Below are 18,010 nucleotides of genomic sequence, written 5' to 3' on the forward strand. Positions count from 1 at the left end.
CCGAACGGACTCTGAAGTCCGTCCGCTACCTTCATAACCGCCGTGCCGCCGGCCATGGCGCCGGCAAATGGGCAGGCTGGAGATTCTTTCCTAGCCTCACGGCTTCGGAATGCTGGTCTCCACCACCATGTCCAGCACATACGCCGCCGAAGACGGGGAAGACGAGCCGGTGTCGTAGCGCTTCACGCGCACCACGTTGCGCACCCCTTCCTGATGCGTGTAGCCCTCGATGGCCGGCAGTGCATGCCACTCGCCCGGCGTGCCGGTCTTGAGGCCGTTGGCGTCGTAGTAGACTTCGCGCACGTTCAGGCACGGCTGGCTTTGCTGGCAGGGCACGTTCTGCGCCCCCACTTCCAGAAATTCGGTGACGCCCGGGCCGCCGTAGCGCGTCTCGGGCGTGGGCACGCCGGTGAATTCCAGCGTGTCGCCGGAGGCGGTGCGCAGCTGCAGTTGCGGCGTGTCGCCGTGCTTCGTGACGGCGATGGCGGGATGGCTGGCGAGGCGCTGGCCGATCAGCCCGTCCAGCTGGTTCAGTGCGGGTTCGCGGCAGGCCATCATGGTGTGCATCATCGGGCCGACCATGAGCTGGTCGTTCGCGATCCGGTAGCCGCCGCCCATGCCGTTGCAGGCATTGCGCACGCTGAGGCGGCCATCGGTGAAATCCAGTTGCAGCGGTTTGTCCGGGCGCACGAACAGTGCATCGATGCGCTGGCCGCCGTGATCGGTGGCCTGCGCCAGTTGCCAGTGGTAGGCGGCCAGCAGCGCGGCATCCGGCGCGGTGTTGTCCGGCGTGGCGGCAGCGGCCGGCGGCATGGCGGCGAAGGCGGCGAGGGCGATCGGCAGCAGCAGCGAAAGGTGGCGGCGCATGGCGTTCTCCGCACGAAAGGGTGAGGCGAGCTTAGGCCATGCGCCATGCCGTGGCGATGTCGCGGATAATGCGGCGCTTCTCCTCGATTCAGGTAGGGCGACACGCTCATGTTGAAGATGGTGGGTTTCGACGGCGACGACACGCTGTGGCGCAGCGAGGACTATTACCGCGAGGCCAACGCCGAGTTCGCCGCCATCGTGGGCCGTTACGCCGACCTCGCCGACGACGCGGTGCACGCGCGTATGCTCGCCACCGAGCGCAGCAACCTCGCCTTGTTCGGCTACGGCGCCAAGGGCATGACGTTGTCGATGGTGGAAACCGCCATCGCCATCAGCGATGGCCGCATCAGCGCGCAGGACATCCATCGCCTCGTCGGGATCGGCAAGCGCGTGCTGCAGCACCCGGTGGAACTGCTGCCCGGCATCCGCGAGGCGGTGGAGACCGTGGCCCGCAAGCATGCGGTGGTGCTGATCACCAAGGGCGACCTGTTCCACCAGGAAAAGAAAGTGGCCGAGTCGTGCCTGGCCGGATTGTTCCGCCGCATCGAGATCGTCTCCGAAAAGGACACGGCGACCTACCGGCGCCTGTTCGACGAGTTCGGCATCGCGCCGCACGAGTTCGCGATGGTGGGCAATTCGCTGCGCTCGGACATCGAGCCGGTGTTGCGCCTGGGCGGCTGGGGCGTGCACATGCCTTACCACGTGACGTGGGCGCACGAACTGGAAAACAGCCTCGATCCGCAGGATGCGCCGCGCATGCGCGAAGTGGCGAACGCGGCGGAGATTCCCGCCGCGCTGGCGCAGCTGGATGCATTGGCCTGATGGCGACGCCGCCGCGCGCAGTGCTGGACACGAACGTCTGCCTTGACCTGTTCGTGTTTGGCGATGTGCGCTGTGCGGCCTTGCGCGACGCGTTGCGCGCAGGAACGGTGGACGTGCTTACCGACGCAGCTTGCCGCGACGAGTGGATGGCGGTGCTGGTCTACCCGCAGCTGGCGCTCGATGCTCCGCAAAGGGATGCGGCCGTCGCGATGTTCGACGCGCAGCTATGCCTGCTGCCGGACACGATGCGCAAGCCGGCACCGGCGGCGCCGAAACTGCCGCGCTGCGCCGATCCCGACGACCAGAAGTTTCTCGAGCTCGCGCAGGCCTGCGGTGCGCAATGGCTGCTCAGCCGCGACAACGAACTGCTGAAGCTGGCGCGGCGCACGCGGCGCGACCATGGTTTCGACATCGCCACGCCACAGGAATGGTCGCGCGCCTGGAGTCTTTGAACAGGCGCCTAGGCCGGGTTGCCCGGCGTTTCGTCCGCGAAGCCGGTGTAGTTGTCCGGGAACACGGGCGTGCCGTCTTCCTCGAGGGCCAGCACCGCGGCCAGCGCGTCTTCGGCGGCACGCTCGGCCACGTCCTGCAGACGGAAGCTGCGGTTCTCGCAGATCGCGTAATACACGGGGAAGCCATGGCCGTGCGGCACCACGGACAGCCACGCCGTGTAGCGCGAGCCTTCGAGGCTGGCGCCGGAGCGTACGGTGTAATCCGGGAATTCGCGCTCGGCCATGGGCATGGATCCGGGGTGGTGGAAGGGACGCAGTGTATCGCGCTTGCGGCGTAGGGCGTGTCTTGGGCCTAGGCCGTTCAAGTTTTCCGATCTCGCTGCGCCCCCATGCCTCGTCCCGAGTTGTGCATGGCGCTTGCCGTCGCTTCCGCAAGCATGGAGTGCGGAAGCTATCGAGACTTGCATGCCTGTGTGGCGTCCGGGCGCAGCCAACAGGCCCTAGGCGGAAGGTGCCCTTTCCTCCAGCGGCAGCACGTCATGGAAGACGCCGTAGTCGATGACGTTGAGGCCATGCCCGTCGTCGGTGACGAGGTCGGCGTAGCGGTGGTTCCAGCGCAGCTCGTCGTAGCGCCACTGGTGGCGCGCCACCATGGACTGCGAGGTGGTCTCGTCGATGCCTTCGATGGTCAGCAACAGCAGCATCTGCGTCTGCTCCATCGTCTCGGCGCTGATGCCGTACAGCGGGCTGTCTTCGTCGATCACGTGCATCAGCAGCCAGCTGAGGATGAAGATCGGGTGGCGGTCGCGCACCAGCTTCAGGTCGTAGATCTTGCGCAGCTTCAAGCCCTCGGGCGAGATCTCCAGCCGGATCAGATGCAGCTGGGCGTAGGCCTCGCTGATCAGGTTCTGCCGCATGTTGGCCGCGCGTATCATCAGCGTCTGCCGGCCGTCGACGGCGTGCACCACCGGGTTGCTGGCGAAGATCATGCGGGCGCGCGGCCGCGAGAAGCGCGCAAAGATCAGGCCCGTGGTCACCGCGATGCAGGCCATGCCGGTGAAGATCTCCAGCGTGGCGACGCAGTGCGCGAAGAGGGTCTGCGGGTGCATGTCGCCGTAGCCGACCGTGGCCAGCGTTTCCACGCTGAAGAAGAACGCGCCGCCGAAACCCTGCGGGGACTGGTTCGCGATCGGATGGTCGCCGAGCAGGTAGATCAGCGCGAAGAACGCATTGAGCAGCAGGAAGGCCGCGCCGGCAGTCAGGAAGAACACCGGCCAGCGCACGGTCAGCGCGTGATGGTAGATGTCGTCCCACATGCGGTCGGACAGGCCGCGGCTGACGAACGGCCGGCCGCCGATGGTGATGATCCGCGGTCGGCGCCACGGGGGCAGCAGGGGCTTGAGGTTCATCGCGGCGGCGGCCTTCCGAAGGGCAGGGGGTGGGTCTAGGCGATCCAGAAATCGGCGGGTTCGACCACGCCGATGCCCTGCGCCTGCAGGGTGGACCGGGTGGCGGCGTCGGATGCCGGCGTGACCGGCCGGCTGAGGTCCCAGGCCAGCCAGGCGCGGAAGCCCAATGCGGCGGCGTCCTGTGCGGTCCACAGCACGCAGACGTCGCGCGCCAATCCGCACACCAGCACTTCGTCCACGCCGCGTTCGCGCAACCACCCGGCCAGGCCGGTGGCAGGCCGCGTGCCGTGCGGGCCGTGGTTCTCGCGGAAGGCGCTATAGGAATCCACCTGCGGGTCGCTGCCCTTGCGCAGGATCAGGTCCGCCGCCGACCAGTCGATGCCCGTATGCAGTGCGGCCCCCGGTGTGCCCTGCACGCAATGGTCCGGCCACAGCGTCTGCGGATGGCCGTGGAGTTCGATCTGCTGGAACGCCTGCGTTCCCGGGTGCGAGCTGGCAAAGGAGGCATGGCCGGCAGGATGCCAGTCCTGCGTGGCCACCACGTGCCGGAAGCGGCGCGCCCGCACCAGGCGGGCTATGCCGGGCACGACGGCGTCGCCCTCGTGGCAGGCCAGCGTGCCGCCGGGCATGAAATCCGGCTGCACGTCCACCACGATCAGGGCGGTGCGTTCGGTGATGGCGAAAGGCATGGCGGTCCTGCGTGCATGGCAACGGCAAGAGTCTAGCGCGCAGGCATAATGCAGGCTGGTGCAGACGGATCAGGGTGCGATGAACTACGACCAATCGTGGATGGGCTATGGCTGGACCGGCGGCATGGAGGCGGGCGCGATCAGCCTCGTCGTCGGCCTCGTGCTGTATCTCGTGTTCCACCGGATCGGCCGGCGCAACGACTGGAGCGATGCGCGGCAGATCGGCTGGTCGTACTTTCTCGCGGTGGTGCTCACCGGGCGCGTGGATTTCTGGAACCTGTTCTATTTCAACTATGCGCGCCTGGACTCGCTGCAGGTGCTGCAGGCCAAGCTGGCCGATGTGCACGACCCGGACGGCATCGGCACACGCGCGCTGTGCGAACTGCTGGGCGCGGCGCTGGGCGTGCTCATTGCGTGGGTGCTGTGTGGGCGGCACTGGCGGCAGGAGTGACTTTGCGGGAGCAGCAGCCGTCATGCGTAGCGGCTCCTGCGGTGTCCCCGGGTTTCAGCGCCGCGTGGCGAATACACCATCCAGCGCCAGCTGCGCCTTGAAGCCGGCCTCTTCCAGGCGCTTGGCCACTTCGCGCGGCACGTCGCGGCCGCTGGTGAGTTTGTTGGGACTGCCGGTGTAGTGGAACAGCCGGCCGCCGCGGCGCAGTACGCGCGCCAGTTCGCGGTAGAACGCCAGCGAATACAGCTCGCCCGCGATGCCGAAGCGCGGCGGATCGTGCAGCAGCGCATCCACCGATGCGTCGGCCACCTGCGCGATGGCCTGCGACACGTCGGCCAGCACGAGGCTCAGGCGACCGCCGCTGGCCGGCGCATCGGGATCGGGCGACCACGGGTTCAGCGTGCGCAGCCACAGCACGTCTGGGTTCTTCTCGAAGGAATGGATGCGCGCCGCGCCGGCTTCCAGGCAGCAGGCGGCGAAGTAGCCCAGGCCGCCGCAGGTATCCAGCACCGCCTTGCCGTGCGGCTCGACCAGGGCCACCTTGCGGCGTGCATCGTCGAGCGGCGATTCCTTCGAGGTGGGCAGCATCTTGATGCCGTCGATCTCGAAGGTGGGCACGTCCCATTCGGTAGGCACCAGCTTGATGAGCGAGCCGGCGAAACGGGCCACCGTGGCGAAGGCCTCGCCGTCCCAGTAGTGGATGCTGCGGTCCTTCGGCAGGGACGGCCAGGGGTAGCGTTCGCCACGCCATTGCCAGCCCTCCGCATGCAGCGACGCGGCGCCGGCGGTGCGCCCCAGATCCAGCGAGCCGTTCCACTCGGATATGCCGGCGTCGCGCGCGGCAAGCAGCGATCCGGCGGTGGCGCGGGTGAGCAGGGGGCCGGTGTAGTGCGGCACGTAGGCAATCCAGGGTGGCGGCCGCGCATCGTAACGCAGGCGTGGCGCTCGGCGGCACGCGGTTCTTGCCGCTTTTCTCACGAAAGTTGGGTCATAGTCGGCAGACTGCGGCCCATGCCGTGACATTCGGGAGTCGTGCCATGACGAAGTATTCCAAGCATGTTCTGCCGGCCATGCTGCTGGCACTCGCCCTGCCGATGGCTGCACAGGCGGACGCGAACGCGAACGGCGCGGCGGTGAAGCAGGTCGCGATCGCCACCGCCCATGCCGGCATGGCGATGGGTGCGGCGGACCTGGCGACGGCGCGCGCGCATCTGCATCACGTGGTGAACTGCCTGGTGGGGCCGTCGGGCAAGGATTTCGACGCCAAGGCGGAGGATCCCTGCAAGGGCATGGGGCATGGCGCCATCACGGATTCCAATGGCGACGTCGCCGCCGTGGATCGCCTGAATGTGGCGCTGGGCCAGGCCAAGCACGGCCTGCAGGCGACCACGCTGGATGCCGCCCACGCCGATGCGAAGCAGGTCATGCAAACCCTGCAGACGAAATAGCTGCAGCGCCGAGCACGCATTGATCCCGCGCAACGCGCGGATATCGTCGCCTCGCGCCATGGACGCGAGTCGACGCCTGCGGACTTTTCTTCTCCCCTGGAGCATTCGAGCATGAGCACGATCAAGGTGGCGGTGCTGGTGGGCAGCCTGCGCAAGGCGTCGATCAACCGGCGGCTGGCGAAGGCGGTGGAACGGCTGGCGCCGAAGGAGTTCGTTTTCGATCACGTGCGGCTCGACGACCTGCCGCTGTACAACCAGGATTTCGACGCCGACTATCCGGCCGTGGCGCGCCAGCTGAAGCAGCAGATCGAATCCGCCGACGCGCTGCTGTTCGTCACGCCCGAATACAACCGCGGCGTGCCCGGCGTGCTGAAGAACGCCATCGACCTCGCCTCGCGGCCGTGGGGCACCAACTCCTTCGCGGGCAAGCCGGGGGCGGTGATCGGCGCGTCCATCGGCGCCATCGGCAGCGCGCTGGCGCAGCAGCACCTGCGCAATTCGCTGGCCTACCTCGACGTGGCGACGCTGGCCCAGCCCGAGGTGTTCGTGCATTTCAAGGACGAACTGATCGATGCCGAGGGCCACATCGGCAACGAAAACACGCAGAAATTCCTGCAGACTTTCGTGGATCGCTACGTGGCGTGGGTGAAGCGGCAGGTGTGAGCCGGCTTCACCGGCAACGCGCAGCTGGCGAGTAGCCGGTTCTCGGTTTCTGTGGCGTCACTTCGCGGGCTCGGGATAAGCACAAGGCGCGTAGGCACGCCGATGGGGATGCGGCAGGCCATCCGGCTACGGTATGGCTTGAATCCTCGCGACCATAGAGCGCGACCACAGCGAATGACCGGCCTCGTATGGAGCGCGGACTGTCGCGCACGAAGCGCATCCCTGCGAGGTTACGCAGAGACGCCGCAGAACTTCTCGAGCAGTTGCTGCTGCGCGTCGCATAGCGCCTCGCCCTTGGCGCGCGTAGCCGGAAGATAGCTGCCGTCCGTCTGCAGGTCCGAAGCGCCGCAGTTGTCGTCGAGGTAGAGCTGCAGCATGGCGTGGATGCGCTGCTGCAGCTTGCGGCCTTCGATGGGGAAGGCGCATTCCACGCGGCGGTCCAGGTTGCGCTCCATCAGGTCGGCGCTGGAGAGGTAGAGCACCGGCTCGCCCGCGTTGGCGAACCAGTACGAGCGGCTGTGTTCGAGGAAACGGCCGATCACCGAGCGCACGCGGATGTTCTCCGATACGCCGGGCACGCCCGGCCGCAGGCAGCACATGCCGCGCACGATCAGGTCGATGCGCACGCCGGCGACGCTGGCCTTGTACAGCGCGCGGATCACCTTGGGTTCGGTCAGCGCATTGACCTTGATGATGATCTGCGCCGGCTTGCCCGCCGCGGCGTGCTCGGTCTCGTGCGCGATCAGCTCCAGCAGGGTTTTCTTCAGCGTGAACGGCGCCTGCAGCAACTTCTTCATGCGCAGCGCCTTGCCCATGCCGGTGAGCTGGCTGAAGAGCTTGTGCACGTCCTCGCACAGCGCCTGGTCGGAAGTGAGCAGGCTATAGTCGGTGTAGAGGCGTGCGTTGCCGGTGTGGTAGTTGCCGGTGCCCATGTGCGCGTAGCGCACCAGTTCCTTGCCTTCGCGGCGCTGGATCAGCATCAGCTTGGCGTGCGTCTTGATGCCCACCACGCCGTAGATCACCATTGCGCCGGCCTGCTGCAGGCGCGAGGCGAGCGAGAGGTTGGATTCCTCGTCGAAGCGCGCGCGCAGTTCCACCACCGCGGTCACTTCCTTGCCAGCGCGCGCCGCATCCACCAGCGCGTCGACGATCTCCGAATCCGCGCCGGTGCGGTACAGCGTCTGCTTGATCGCCAGCACCTGCGGGTCCTTCGCGGCCTGGCGCAGCAGATCCACCACCGGGGTGAAGGATTCGTACGGATGCAGCAGCAGCACGTCGTGTTTCGCGACCACCGAGAACAGGTCTTCGGCGTGCTTCAGCAGCTTGGGCAGCGCGGGCACGAAGGGCTTGTACTGCAGCGTAGGGTAATTCGCCTTGCTGGCGATGCTGAAAAGCCGCGCCAGGTTCACCGGGCCGTTCACCTCGTACAGTTCCGACTCGGCGAGGCCGAACTGTTTGAGCAGGTAGGCGGTCAGATCCTTCGGGCAGTTGTCGGCGACTTCCAGCCGCACCGCGCTGCCGAAGCGGCGCGAATACAGCTCGCCGCGCAGCGCCAGCGCCAGGTCTTCCACGTCCTCGGGATCGAGCGCGAGGTCGGCGTTGCGGGTGAGACGGAACTGGTAGCAGCCCAGCACGTTCATGCCGGGGAACAGTTCCTCGGCATGCGCGTGGATCATCGAGGACAGCAGCACATAGCTGTCGCCGTGCTCGGCGATGTCGTCGGGCATCTGGATCAGGCGCGGCAGCACGCGCGGCGCGGGCACCACGGCAAGTCCGGAGTCGCGGCCGAACGCGTCCACGCCTTCCAGCTGCACGATGAAGTTGAGGCTCTTGTTCACCAGCAGCGGGAACGGATGCGTGGGATCCAGCCCGATCGGCGTCACCAGCGGTGCCACCTCCGCGCGGAAATAGCGGCGCACCCACTGCTTCTGTTTCTGCGTCCACTCGTCGCGCCGCGCGATGCGGATGCCGTGCGTGGCCAGCTCCGGCAGGATGCGCTCGTTGAGGATCGCGTACTGCCGCTCGATCTGCCGGTGCGCGATCACCGCGATCTCGGCCAGCACCTGCTGCGGCGCCATGCCGTCGGCGCCGGGCAATTCGCGCTCCAGCGCGATCTGGCCCTTCAGTCCCGCGACGCGGATTTCGAAGAACTCGTCCATGTTGCGCGAGAAGATCAGCAGGAACTTCAGCCGCTCCAGCAGCGGCATGCGTTCGTCCAGCGCCTGGTCCAGCACGCGCGTGTTGAAGGCCAGCAGCGACAGCTCGCGGTTGATGTACAACCGGCGCTCGCCGAGGTCGGGCATGGTGGTCACTGCGGTCGCGTCGTTGGCCGCCGTCGCATCTGGGGCGACGGACGGGGGCTTGCGTGGAGCGCGTGAGCTCATGGGGTCGTATCCGTGGGGCGCATGCCGCGTGTTGTCCTTGGGGGCATGAGAACCCTCGGCGGTTCATGCGCTTTGTGCATGGTACGGCGACTGTGCCGGTGATTTGTGACGCCGGGATGACGCGCTTTCACCGTCATTCGGGGCGCGTTTGCCTTGCCAGGTAGCGGCTGGGCGGCGCACCCAGGGCGCGGCGGAACGCGGCGCTGAAGGCGCTGGCGCTGGCATAGCCCAGGTCGACTGCGACGGTGGTGACCGGTTCGCCGCCGCCGAGCCGGCTCAGCGCGGTCAGCAGGCAGGCCTGCTGGCGCCAGGCGGCGAAGCTCATGCCGGTCTGCCGGCGGAACAGCCGGGTGAAGTGGCGCCGGCTCATGCCGGCCTTGTGCGCCATCGCGTCCACGTCGATCTCCAGCGCGGGCGCGGCGAGCAGGGCACGGCACAGCCGGCGCAGGCGCGGCTCGTCGGGCAGCGGCGTGTTGAGCGGCAGCGCGGGCATCGCGCGGATCTCGTCCAGCAGCAGCGCCATCACGCGGCCGTCGCGGCCGTCCAGCGCGTATTCCAGCGGCAGCTCCACCGCCTCCAGCAGCAGCGCGTGCAGCAGCGGCGACACCTCGATCACCTGGCAGTACGCGGGCAGCCCCGCGGCATCGGCGGCCTCGCGCCGCACATAGATGCTGCGCGTGGAGACCTCGCCGTTCATGCGCACCTCGTGCGGCACGCCCGGCGGTATCCACAGTGCGCGGCGCGGCGGTACCACCCAGCTGCCGCGGTCGGTCACCGCGCTCATCACGCCGGTGGCCGCGTACAGCAGCTGGCCGCGGCGGTGCGCGTGCGCAGGCAGCACGTAGCCGGCGGCATAGTCGTTGCCGGCGGCCACGACATCGCGCGGCGCGTTTTCGTAGGCATCGACGGGGGTGTGTCTCATGGATGGCCCGAATTCGACAGATTTTGACCCGGCGGCGCATGCGGGCCGCCCAAGCGGGGATTATCGTGCGTGCAGCGATGGATGCAACGCATGCCATCGCGATCTTTCCCCGAGATCCCTGACGGTTCCCCCATGCAGACCCGCGTCGACGCCATTCCCCTGAACCCCGCCGTTCCGCCGGTCATGCCGGTGGCTGCCGAGGAGCGCACCCAGTTCACCGTGCTGGGCGCGATCAGCTTCTCGCACCTGCTCAACGACATGATCCAGTCGCTGATCCTGGCGATCTATCCGCTGCTGAAGAGCGGCTTCCATCTCAGCTTCGCCCAGGTCGGCCTGATCACGCTGACCTACCAGGTCACCGCCTCGCTGCTGCAGCCGCTGGTGGGCATGGCGGCCGACCGCCGCTCGATGCCGTATTCGCTGGCCGCGGGCATGGGCTTCACCCTGTGCGGCCTGCTGCTGCTGGCCTATGCGCCGAACTTCCCGGTGTTGCTGTTCGCGGCGGCGCTGGTGGGCACGGGCTCGTCGATCTTCCATCCGGAATCCTCGCGCGTGGCGCGCATGGCCTCGGGCGGCCGGCCGGGCCTGGCGCAATCGGTGTTCGTGGTGGGCGGCAACTTCGGCGCGTCGCTGGGGCCGCTGCTGGCGGCGTGGATCATCGTGCCGCACGGGCGTGGCAGCGTGGCGTGGTTCGCGCTGGCGGCGTTGCTGGCGATCGTGGTGCTGGTGCAGATCGGCCACTGGTACGCGCGGCATGCGGGACGCGTGAAGGCGCGCGCGCGCCGTGCGCCGGTGCGCGAGCTGTCGCGGGGCATGGTGCTGTTCTCGCTGTTCATCCTGACCGTGCTGATCTTCTCCAAGTATTTCTACATCGCGAGCATCAGCAGCTATTACACGTTCTACCTGATGCACACCTTCGGCGTGTCGGTGCAGAACGCGCAGGTGCATCTGTTCGTGTTCCTCGCGGCGGTGGCGGCGGGCGTGCTGATCGGCGGTCCGCTGGGCGACAAGGTGGGGCGCAAGTGGGTGATCCTCGGTTCCATCCTCGGCGTGGCGCCGTTCGCCTTGATGCTGCCGCACGCGAACCTGTTCTGGACCAGCGTGCTCAGCGTGGTGATCGGCTTGGTGCTGGCTTCGGCGTTCACCACCATCATCGTGTTCGCGCAGGAGCTGGTGCCGGGGCAGCTCGGCATGATCTCCGGTGTGTTCTATGGGCTGGCGTTCGGCATGGGCGGTTTGGGTGCGGCGCTGCTGGGCAAGCTGGCCGATCTCGACGGCATCGGCTATGTCTACCAGCTGTGTGCGTGGCTGCCGTTGATCGGTGTGTGCGCGATCCTGTTGCCGGATATCGAGAAGCCGGCCAAGAAGTGAGATTGTTCTCGTAGCGGATTTTCACTCCACATCTTTTGCGGCGAAAGCGCGGAGAGGGTGTGGGCAAAGTTTTCTCTGCGAACGAGGTGGAGGGTGCTTTGCGCTATCGCAAGGGACAGAGCGGTTTCGGTCGCCTGCCGGCGCCCGAGTTACTTCTCTTTGCTGGCCCAAAGAGAAGTAACCCAGAGAAAGGGCCTGGTTCAATCCGCCGGAACTACGAGCAGGTGGTGTCGAGGAGATTGGAACTACGTTCGGCGACACGTCCTGCACCGCGGCCACGCCTCGCCGTATCTGGGAACTGAGGGGTTTCCTGTTTGCCATCAGTGGCTGTGCGGGATATTGGGCGGGCTCCTGTTCTTTATAGCCGCAGGTTGCTGCGCGCCAGTTCTATCAGCTCGTCGCCGCGGCCGTTCATCACGGTGCGCAGGGCCCACAGGCTGAAGCCCTTGACCTGTTCGAGCTGGATCTTTGGCGGCATCGACAGTTCCTGCCGGTTGGTGCGTACGTCCACCAGTGCGGGGCCGTCGTGTGCGAAAGCCTGGCGCACTGCGTTTTCCAGGTCACCGGGATCTTCCACGCGCGCGCCGTAGATGCCGACGGCGCGGGCCATGGCGGCGAAGTCGGGGTTGTCCAGCGATACGCCGGTGGGCAGGAAGCCGGCGGCCTTCATCTCCAGCTCCACGAAGCCCAGCGTGCCGTTGTTGAACACCACGATCTTCACCGGCAGCTTGTGCTGGATCAGGGTGAGCAGGTCGCCCATCAGCATCGCGAAGCCGCCGTCGCCGGAGAGGCTGACGATCTGCCGCGACGGATACGCGGTCTGCGCGCCGATGGCCTGCGGCATCGCGTTGGCCATCGAGCCGTGCACGAAGGAGCCGAGCAGGCGGCGCTTGCCGTTCATGTGCAGGTAGCGCGCGGCCCAGATCGTGGGCGTGCCGACGTCGCAGGTGAACACCGCATCCTCGCTGGCGATCTGGTCCACCACCTTCGCCACGTATTGCGGGTGGATGGGTTTCTGGCCCGGCTTGCCGGTGGCGAGTTCGTCCAGCCCTTCGCGCGCCTTGCGGTAGTTGGCGAGGCTGGCTTTGAGATGGCCGTCGTCACTCGCGGGCTTGAGGCGCGGCAGCAGCGCCTCGAGGGTGGCGCCCACGTCGCCGACCAAGCCCAGGTCGAGCTTGCAGCGGCGGCCCAGGTTCTCACCGCGCAGGTCGACCTGGCAGATCTTCGCGTCGTTCGGGAAGAACTGTCGGTACGGGAAGTCGGTGCCGAGCAGCAGCAGGGTGTCGCAATCCATCATCGCCTGGTAGCCGGAGCTGAAGCCGATCAGGCCGGTCATGCCGACGTCGTTGGGGTTGTCCCACTCGATGTGTTCCTTGCCGCCCAGCGCGTGCACCACCGGCGCCCTCAGCGTGTCGGCCAGGCGCATCACCGCGTCGTGCGCGCCGGCGCAGCCGCGCCCGCAGAACAGGGTGACCTTGCGGCCGCCGGCCAGCAGGGCGGCCAGCTCGTCGAGCTGGCGGGACGGGGGCACCACCACGGGGGCCACGGGCAACAGGCTGGCGGCATCGGCGACCGGGCCCGAGGACTCGGCCAGCGCGACGTCGCCGGGGATCACCAGCACGGACACGCCGCGCTGCGCGACCGCGGTGCGCACCGCGATCTCGGCGGCGCGGTGGATCTGGCTGGGGCTGCTCACCAGCTCGCAGTAGTGGCTGCATTCCTGGAACAGGTTCTGCGGATGGGTTTCCTGGAAGTAGCCGCTGCCGATTTCCACTGAGGGGATGTGCGCGGCGATCGCCAGCACCGGCGTGCGCGAACGCTGCGCGTCGTAGAGGCCGTTGATCAGGTGCAGGTTGCCGGGGCCGCAGGAGCCGGCGCACACCGCCAACTGGCCGGTGAGCTGCGCTTCGGCGCCCGCGGCGAAGGCGGCGGCTTCCTCGTGCCGGTAATGGATCCAGCTCAGCTCCTTGCGCTGGCGCAGCGACTCGGTGATGCCGTTGAGGCTGTCGCCGACCACGCCGTGGATGCGGCGCACGCCGGCGTTGGCGAGGGTTTCGACCAGTACGTCGGCGACGTTGCGGATGGCCATGGGGCGCTCCTTCGGTGGCGAAGGGGGCATGCTGGCATGGGGGTTCTTCGGGTGGCGTGAAGGGTTGGGCGGGAGGTGGCCCGACGCGCTGTCCTCATTTTTTTTGCGGGAGAGGAGTTTTGTGCTGTTGCAAGGAACAAGGCGGTTTCGGTCGCCTGCCGGCGCCCGAGTTACTTCTCTTTGCTGGCCCAAAGAGAAGTAACCCAGAGAAAGGGCCTGGTTCAATCCGCCGGAACTACAAGCGGGTGGTGTCGAGGACGTTGGAACCACTCACGGCGACACGTCCTGCACAGCGGCCACGCCGCGCCGTATCTGGAAACTGAGGGAAACATCTGGGGGCTGAGGGAAACCGAAAACTTTCCGGCTCGTCATCAGGCTGTGCTGCGCGCTGCGCTGCGCGAGCAACGCAGAGATCTTGAACGAGCCCTCAGCGGGCGCCGACCACTACCGGTTCCGGTTCCAGTCGCACGCCGAACTTCGTCGCCACGGTGGCGATCACGTGTTGTGCGAAGGCCCATAGTTCGCCGCCGTTGGCATGGCCATGGTTCACCAGCACGAGGGCGTGGCGGTTGGAGATGCCGGCGTCGCCTTCGCGTTGGCCTTTGAGGCCGGCGGCTTCGATCAGCCACGCGGCGGAGAGCTTGCTGCGGCCGTCGGGTTGCGGCCACGCGGGCAATTCGGGGTGTTCGCGCTTGAGCGCCTCGGCCTGCACGGCATCGACCACGGGGTTCTTGAAGAAGCTGCCGGCGTTGCCGATCACTGCGGGGTCGGGCAGCTTGCGCGTGCGCAGGTGCACCACGGCTTCGGCGACATGGAACGCTGCGGGCTTGGCCACGCCCATGCGCGCGAGTTCCTCGCGGATGCCGGCGTAGTCGAGCCTGAGTTCGCGCGAGCGGGGCAGCGCGAAGCGCACGGCGGTGACGATGTAGCGGCCGGGTTCGCGCTTGAACAGCGAGTCGCGGTAGCCGAAGGCGCAGGTGGCGCGGTCGAGCTGGGCCACGCGGCGTTCGCGCGTGTCCCAGGCTTCCACGCTCTCGATGAACTCGGCGACCTCGGTGCCGTAGGCGCCGATGTTCTGGATGGGCGCGGCGCCCACGGTGCCGGGGATCAGGATCAGGTTTTCCAGTCCCGCGTAGCCCTGGCCCAGCGACCAGCGCACGAAATCGTCCCAGCGTTCGCCGGCGGCCACGGCGATGCGCGCGACATCGCCATCTTGTTCCACCTGCACGCCGCGGGTTTCCATCGCCAGCACGGTGCCGTCGAAGTCGCCGGCGAGCAGCAGGTTGCTGCCTTCGCCCAGCACCAGCAGCGGCGCGTTGCGCACGGCGGGGAAGTCCAGCAGCTCGGGCAGCTTGCTGGCGTCGCGCAGCTCGGCCAGCAACTTCGCGCGCGCGTTCACGCGCAGCGTGTTGCGGTTGGCAAGCGGGGCGTTTTCGATGAGCGTGTAGCCGCCCATGTCGGTCTTTTCAGGCGGCATGCGCGCTTTCCTGGTGGCGGCGGATTTCATCCACGCATTCGGCGATCAATCGCGGTCCGCGGTAGATCAGGCCGGAGTAGATCTGCACCAGGTTGGCGCCGGCGGCCAGTTTCTCCGCGGCGCTGCCGCCATCGAGGATGCCGCCCACGCCCACGATGGGCACGCGCTCGCCCAGGCGCCGGCGCATGCCGCGCAGCACGTCGGTGGAGAGCGCGAACAGCGGCTTGCCGGACAGGCCGCCGGTCTCGTTGCCGTGCGGATCGTTCGCGACGAGCGCACGGTCGATGGTGGTGTTGGTGCAGATCACGCCGTCGATGCCGGTGGCGAGCAGGGTTTCGGCGATGCCGTCCTGTTCGTGTTCGGACAGGTCGGGCGCGATCTTGAGCAGCATCGGCTTGCGCTTGCCGCTTTGCGAGCCGAGCTGTTCCTGCCGTTCGCGCAGCGTGGCGACGAAGCGGCGCAGCGTGGCTTCTTCCTGCAGGTCGCGCAGGCCCTGCGTGTTCGGCGAGGAGATATTCACCGTGATGTAGGTGGCGTGGCCGTAGACGCGGTCTAGGCACAGCAGATAGTCGTCCACCGCCTGCTCGTTCGGCGTGTCCTTGTTCTTGCCGATGTTGATGCCGAGCACGCCGCGGTAGCCGGACTTCTCCACGTTGCGCACCAGCGCATCCACGCCCGCGTTGTTGAAGCCCATGCGGTTGATGATGGCTTCGTGCTGCGGCAGCCGGAACAGCCGTGGCTTCGGATTGCCCACCTGCGGTCGCGGCGTCACCGTGCCCACCTCGACGAAGCCGAAGCCCAGCGCGCCCAGCGCGTCGAGATGGTCTGCGTTCTTGTCCAGGCCGGCAGCGAGGCCTACCGGGTTCGGGAAGCGGATGCCGAAGGCTTCCACCGGCAGTTCGTCGGCAGGCTTGGCGACGAAGCGCATCAGCTCGCTGCGATGCGCCACGTCCAGGCCATAGAGGGTGAGCCCATGCGCGGTTTCGGCGTCCAGTGCGAACAGCAGCGGGCGGAGCAGGTCGTACATGTTCAGTCCAGGGTGCCGACGATGATGCGCGTGTCGTAGTCGAAGCTGATATGGCCATCCCGCTGGCAGCGCTCGAACAGTTCGCGCAGCGCGGCGATCATCGGCTCGTGTTGCGGGTGGCCTTCTTTCGGCGCGTAGGACGAAGACATCAGGCGGCCGCGCAGCGCATCGAAATCCAGCGACTGCTTGTGCTCGAAGCGCGCGATGCCGCGCCAGCCGGCGCCGAACCACGCGCGCATGCTGTCGTCGTCGGCATAGCGTTCGGCCACGCTGGTGTAGTCGGTGCCGTAGCGCTGCAGCAGCGCTTCGTAGCCTTCGAGGAAGGGCGTGCCGGTGAGCCGGCGCGAGTTCCAGAAGATCGCGGCGAGGCCGCCGGGGCGCAGGATGCGCGCGAACTCGCGCCGCGTGGAAGCAGGATCGAACCAGTGGAAGGCCTGCGCCACCGTCACCAGATCGACGCTGCCGTCGGGCAGGTGGGTGGCATCGGACGTACCGTCGACGGCGCGGAAGTGCGGGTTGCCGCCCAGCCAAGCGAGCGCCGCGTCGCGCATCGCCGCGTTCGGCTCCACCGCGGTCACGTCGTGGCCGGCGTCGAGGAGCAGCTTGCAGGAGATGCCGGTGCCCGCGCCCACGTCGGCCACCTTCCAGGCGGGCGTGACGCCCTGTTCGCGATGCAGCCAGTCCAGCATCGCGGTGGGGTAGTCGGGGCGATAGCGCACGTAGTCGGCGACGCGATCGCTGAAGCGTTCGGTGGATTGCAGTTTGCTCATGGCATCAACCTGAAAGGTTCTGGCCGCCGTCCACGCACAGCGTCTGGCCGGTGATCCAACCGGCCCACGGTGAAGCGAGGAACAGGGCAGCGTGGGCGATTTCCTCCGGCTTGCCGTAGCGGCCGAAGGGGATCTTGGCGAGTGTGGCGGTGTACAGCTCGGGTTCTTCGTGTTTGCGCCTGTCCCACAGGCCATCGGCAAACTCGATGGAGCCCGGTGCGATGGCATTCACGCGAATGCGTTGCCCGGCCAGCTGCATCGCCTGCGAGGTGGTGTAGTGACTGAGCGCGGCCTTCATCGCTGCGTAGGCGGAGCCGTTGCGGCGCGGATGGAAGGCGGCGATGGAACTGGTGTGCAGGATGCTGGGGTGCGGCGAGCGCTGCAGATAAGGCAATGCAAAGCGCGAGGCGCGCACGGCAGCCATCAGATCGACGTTGAAGTTCGCCAGCCACGCTTCGTCGTCTTCGCTGAAGCCGTAGCCCGAGGCGTTGTTCACCAGCACGTCGATGCCGCCCAGCGCATCGGCGGCGGAGTCGATCCAGGTGGCGATGGCGTTGGCGTCGCCCAGGTCGCAACTGCACGCGTGCGTCGCGTGGCCGAAGCCGGCGAGTTCGTCGTGCGTAGCCTGGAGCGCTTCCGTGCCGCGTGCGCAGATGGACACGGCCGCGCCAGCTTCCGCGAAGGCCAGTGCGATGCTGCGGCCGATGCCCTTGCTGCCGCCAGCGACGGCGACGCGCCAGCCGCGGAAGTCGAAAAGTGGGGTGGCGGGTGCGTCAGGCATCGGTGACATCAATGCCAGTGCGCGAAGCCGAAGCCGAAGACCAGCATCGCGATGACGAAGACCAGCATCAGCGCGCTGAGCGCCAATTGCACGTAACCCAGCACTAGCCCGGTAAGGGCCATGCCGTCGCCTTCCATACGCTGGTCGATAGGTGCGCGGCGGATTTCGGCGCGCGCCAGGTGGCCGCAGATCACCGCGATCAACGCGCCGACGAAGGGCAGCATGAACCAGGTAAGGATGCCGAACACCAGGCTCACGACGGCCATCGAGCTGGTGGTGCTGCGTTGGGGCGGCTGGTAGCTCATGCTGGCGATCCTTTGGCTCGTTGCTCCCCTCTCCCACTGGGGGAGGGGCTGGGGGTGAGGGTTCGGACTTGCCTCGTCGTTTC

At 67.5% G+C, this 18,010-nt stretch carries 19 protein-coding genes; 6 read left to right on the top strand and 13 right to left on the bottom strand.

What is annotated here, in order from left to right; genetic code table 11:
- Positions 1-96: 96 nt before the first annotated feature.
- Positions 97-867, bottom strand: a complete 771-nt coding sequence (locus IHE46_RS11860) for an META and DUF4377 domain-containing protein (RefSeq protein ID WP_192164861.1) — start codon at positions 865-867, stop codon at positions 97-99.
- A 108-nt stretch (positions 868-975) separates the two neighbouring features.
- On the opposite strand from IHE46_RS11860, the gene IHE46_RS11865 reads away from it, so the two are divergent.
- Both IHE46_RS11865 and IHE46_RS11870 read left to right on the top strand, forming a co-directional pair.
- Positions 976-1,689 (top strand): HAD family hydrolase, encoded by a 714-nt coding sequence (locus tag IHE46_RS11865; RefSeq protein ID WP_192164862.1) that lies wholly within the window; start codon positions 976-978, stop codon positions 1,687-1,689.
- On the top strand, positions 1,689-2,141 hold the full coding sequence (locus IHE46_RS11870) for a putative toxin-antitoxin system toxin component, PIN family (protein ID WP_192164863.1): 453 nt from the start codon (positions 1,689-1,691) through the stop codon (positions 2,139-2,141). Before IHE46_RS11865 ends, IHE46_RS11870 begins: the two co-directional genes overlap by 1 nt.
- A gap of 8 nt (positions 2,142-2,149) precedes the next feature.
- Here the strand turns inward: IHE46_RS11870 and IHE46_RS11875 are convergent, their stop codons facing one another.
- From IHE46_RS11875 to pncA, 3 genes are all read right to left on the bottom strand, one after another.
- On the bottom strand, positions 2,150-2,425 hold the full coding sequence (locus IHE46_RS11875) for a hypothetical protein (protein WP_192164864.1): 276 nt from the start codon (positions 2,423-2,425) through the stop codon (positions 2,150-2,152).
- A 216-nt stretch (positions 2,426-2,641) separates the two neighbouring features.
- Positions 2,642-3,550, bottom strand: a complete 909-nt coding sequence (locus IHE46_RS11880) for an ion channel (protein WP_192164865.1) — start codon at positions 3,548-3,550, stop codon at positions 2,642-2,644.
- A gap of 35 nt (positions 3,551-3,585) precedes the next feature.
- Entirely contained in the window at positions 3,586-4,239 is a 654-nt protein-coding gene (gene pncA / locus IHE46_RS11885) for a bifunctional nicotinamidase/pyrazinamidase (RefSeq protein ID WP_192164866.1), read from the bottom strand.
- A gap of 79 nt (positions 4,240-4,318) precedes the next feature.
- Between pncA and IHE46_RS11890 the strand changes: the two genes are divergently transcribed.
- A complete protein-coding gene (locus IHE46_RS11890) occupies positions 4,319-4,690 on the top strand; it encodes a hypothetical protein (RefSeq protein WP_192164867.1) in 372 nt (123 codons plus the stop codon).
- Positions 4,691-4,744: 54 nt separating this feature from the next.
- On the opposite strand, the gene IHE46_RS11895 is transcribed toward IHE46_RS11890, so the two are convergent.
- The gene (locus IHE46_RS11895) at positions 4,745-5,587 is read right to left on the bottom strand and encodes an MnmC family methyltransferase (RefSeq protein WP_192164868.1); all 843 of its coding nucleotides are present in this window, start codon (positions 5,585-5,587) and stop codon (positions 4,745-4,747) included.
- A gap of 140 nt (positions 5,588-5,727) precedes the next feature.
- Here IHE46_RS11895 and IHE46_RS11900 point away from each other — a divergent pair, with 140 nt between their 5' ends.
- Positions 5,728-6,138 (top strand): hypothetical protein, encoded by a 411-nt coding sequence (locus IHE46_RS11900; protein ID WP_192164869.1) that lies wholly within the window; start codon positions 5,728-5,730, stop codon positions 6,136-6,138.
- A gap of 111 nt (positions 6,139-6,249) precedes the next feature.
- On the top strand, positions 6,250-6,801 hold the full coding sequence (locus IHE46_RS11905; RefSeq protein WP_192164870.1) for an NAD(P)H-dependent oxidoreductase: 552 nt from the start codon (positions 6,250-6,252) through the stop codon (positions 6,799-6,801).
- Between the two features lie 230 nt (positions 6,802-7,031).
- Here IHE46_RS11905 and ppk1 read toward each other — a convergent pair whose 3' ends face one another.
- Both ppk1 and IHE46_RS11915 read right to left on the bottom strand, forming a co-directional pair.
- The gene (gene ppk1 / locus IHE46_RS11910) at positions 7,032-9,185 is read right to left on the bottom strand and encodes a polyphosphate kinase 1 (protein WP_192164871.1); all 2,154 of its coding nucleotides are present in this window, start codon (positions 9,183-9,185) and stop codon (positions 7,032-7,034) included.
- 133 nt (positions 9,186-9,318) lie between these two features.
- Positions 9,319-10,107, bottom strand: a complete 789-nt coding sequence (locus IHE46_RS11915) for a helix-turn-helix transcriptional regulator (RefSeq protein WP_192164872.1) — start codon at positions 10,105-10,107, stop codon at positions 9,319-9,321.
- Between the two features lie 132 nt (positions 10,108-10,239).
- Here IHE46_RS11915 and IHE46_RS11920 point away from each other — a divergent pair, with 132 nt between their 5' ends.
- Positions 10,240-11,478, top strand: a complete 1,239-nt coding sequence (locus tag IHE46_RS11920) for an MFS transporter (protein ID WP_192164873.1) — start codon at positions 10,240-10,242, stop codon at positions 11,476-11,478.
- Between the two features lie 358 nt (positions 11,479-11,836).
- Here the strand turns inward: IHE46_RS11920 and poxB are convergent, their stop codons facing one another.
- The 6 genes from poxB to IHE46_RS11950 all read right to left on the bottom strand — a co-directional run bounded on the left by poxB (position 11,837) and on the right by IHE46_RS11950 (position 17,927).
- A complete protein-coding gene (gene poxB / locus IHE46_RS11925) occupies positions 11,837-13,567 on the bottom strand; it encodes a ubiquinone-dependent pyruvate dehydrogenase (protein WP_192164874.1) in 1,731 nt (576 codons plus the stop codon).
- Between the two features lie 427 nt (positions 13,568-13,994).
- On the bottom strand, positions 13,995-15,023 hold the full coding sequence (murB, locus tag IHE46_RS11930) for a UDP-N-acetylmuramate dehydrogenase (RefSeq protein ID WP_192165265.1): 1,029 nt from the start codon (positions 15,021-15,023) through the stop codon (positions 13,995-13,997).
- A gap of 10 nt (positions 15,024-15,033) precedes the next feature.
- Complete coding sequence (locus IHE46_RS11935) at positions 15,034-16,071, bottom strand: quinone-dependent dihydroorotate dehydrogenase (RefSeq protein WP_192164875.1); 1,038 nt, start codon at positions 16,069-16,071, stop codon at positions 15,034-15,036.
- Positions 16,072-16,073: 2 nt separating this feature from the next.
- Positions 16,074-16,841 carry a class I SAM-dependent methyltransferase gene (locus tag IHE46_RS11940; RefSeq protein ID WP_192164876.1) on the bottom strand — a complete coding sequence of 256 codons (768 nt, stop codon included), beginning with the start codon at positions 16,839-16,841 and terminating at the stop codon, positions 16,074-16,076.
- A 4-nt stretch (positions 16,842-16,845) separates the two neighbouring features.
- Positions 16,846-17,631 carry an SDR family oxidoreductase gene (locus tag IHE46_RS11945; protein ID WP_192164877.1) on the bottom strand — a complete coding sequence of 262 codons (786 nt, stop codon included), beginning with the start codon at positions 17,629-17,631 and terminating at the stop codon, positions 16,846-16,848.
- Positions 17,631-17,927 carry a DUF4190 domain-containing protein gene (locus tag IHE46_RS11950; protein ID WP_192164878.1) on the bottom strand — a complete coding sequence of 99 codons (297 nt, stop codon included), beginning with the start codon at positions 17,925-17,927 and terminating at the stop codon, positions 17,631-17,633. Before IHE46_RS11950 ends, IHE46_RS11945 begins: the two co-directional genes overlap by 1 nt.
- Between the last annotated feature and the right edge of the window lie 83 nt (positions 17,928-18,010).

This window comes from Rhodanobacter sp. DHG33 (genome assembly GCF_014843005.1).
Lineage (GTDB): Bacteria > Pseudomonadota > Gammaproteobacteria > Xanthomonadales > Rhodanobacteraceae > Rhodanobacter_A.

Coding starts and splice junctions, on each gene's coding strand:
- IHE46_RS11880 (WP_192164865.1), bottom strand. CDS start 3,550: ATGAACCTCAAGCCCCTGCTGCCCCCGTGGCGCCGACCGCGGATCATC.
- IHE46_RS11935 (WP_192164875.1), bottom strand. CDS start 16,071: ATGTACGACCTGCTCCGCCCGCTGCTGTTCGCACTGGACGCCGAAACC.
- IHE46_RS11950 (WP_192164878.1), bottom strand. CDS start 17,927: ATGAGCTACCAGCCGCCCCAACGCAGCACCACCAGCTCGATGGCCGTC.
- poxB (WP_192164874.1), bottom strand. CDS start 13,567: ATGGCCATCCGCAACGTCGCCGACGTACTGGTCGAAACCCTCGCCAAC.
- IHE46_RS11905 (WP_192164870.1), top strand. CDS start 6,250: ATGAGCACGATCAAGGTGGCGGTGCTGGTGGGCAGCCTGCGCAAGGCG.
- IHE46_RS11860 (WP_192164861.1), bottom strand. CDS start 867: ATGCGCCGCCACCTTTCGCTGCTGCTGCCGATCGCCCTCGCCGCCTTC.
- IHE46_RS11920 (WP_192164873.1), top strand. CDS start 10,240: ATGCAGACCCGCGTCGACGCCATTCCCCTGAACCCCGCCGTTCCGCCG.
- IHE46_RS11900 (WP_192164869.1), top strand. CDS start 5,728: ATGACGAAGTATTCCAAGCATGTTCTGCCGGCCATGCTGCTGGCACTC.
- IHE46_RS11870 (WP_192164863.1), top strand. CDS start 1,689: ATGGCGACGCCGCCGCGCGCAGTGCTGGACACGAACGTCTGCCTTGAC.
- pncA (WP_192164866.1), bottom strand. CDS start 4,239: ATGCCTTTCGCCATCACCGAACGCACCGCCCTGATCGTGGTGGACGTG.
- IHE46_RS11915 (WP_192164872.1), bottom strand. CDS start 10,107: ATGAGACACACCCCCGTCGATGCCTACGAAAACGCGCCGCGCGATGTC.
- murB (WP_192165265.1), bottom strand. CDS start 15,023: ATGGGCGGCTACACGCTCATCGAAAACGCCCCGCTTGCCAACCGCAAC.
- IHE46_RS11890 (WP_192164867.1), top strand. CDS start 4,319: ATGAACTACGACCAATCGTGGATGGGCTATGGCTGGACCGGCGGCATG.
- IHE46_RS11940 (WP_192164876.1), bottom strand. CDS start 16,841: ATGAGCAAACTGCAATCCACCGAACGCTTCAGCGATCGCGTCGCCGAC.
- ppk1 (WP_192164871.1), bottom strand. CDS start 9,185: ATGAGCTCACGCGCTCCACGCAAGCCCCCGTCCGTCGCCCCAGATGCG.
- IHE46_RS11865 (WP_192164862.1), top strand. CDS start 976: ATGTTGAAGATGGTGGGTTTCGACGGCGACGACACGCTGTGGCGCAGC.
- IHE46_RS11945 (WP_192164877.1), bottom strand. CDS start 17,631: ATGTCACCGATGCCTGACGCACCCGCCACCCCACTTTTCGACTTCCGC.
- IHE46_RS11875 (WP_192164864.1), bottom strand. CDS start 2,425: ATGGCCGAGCGCGAATTCCCGGATTACACCGTACGCTCCGGCGCCAGC.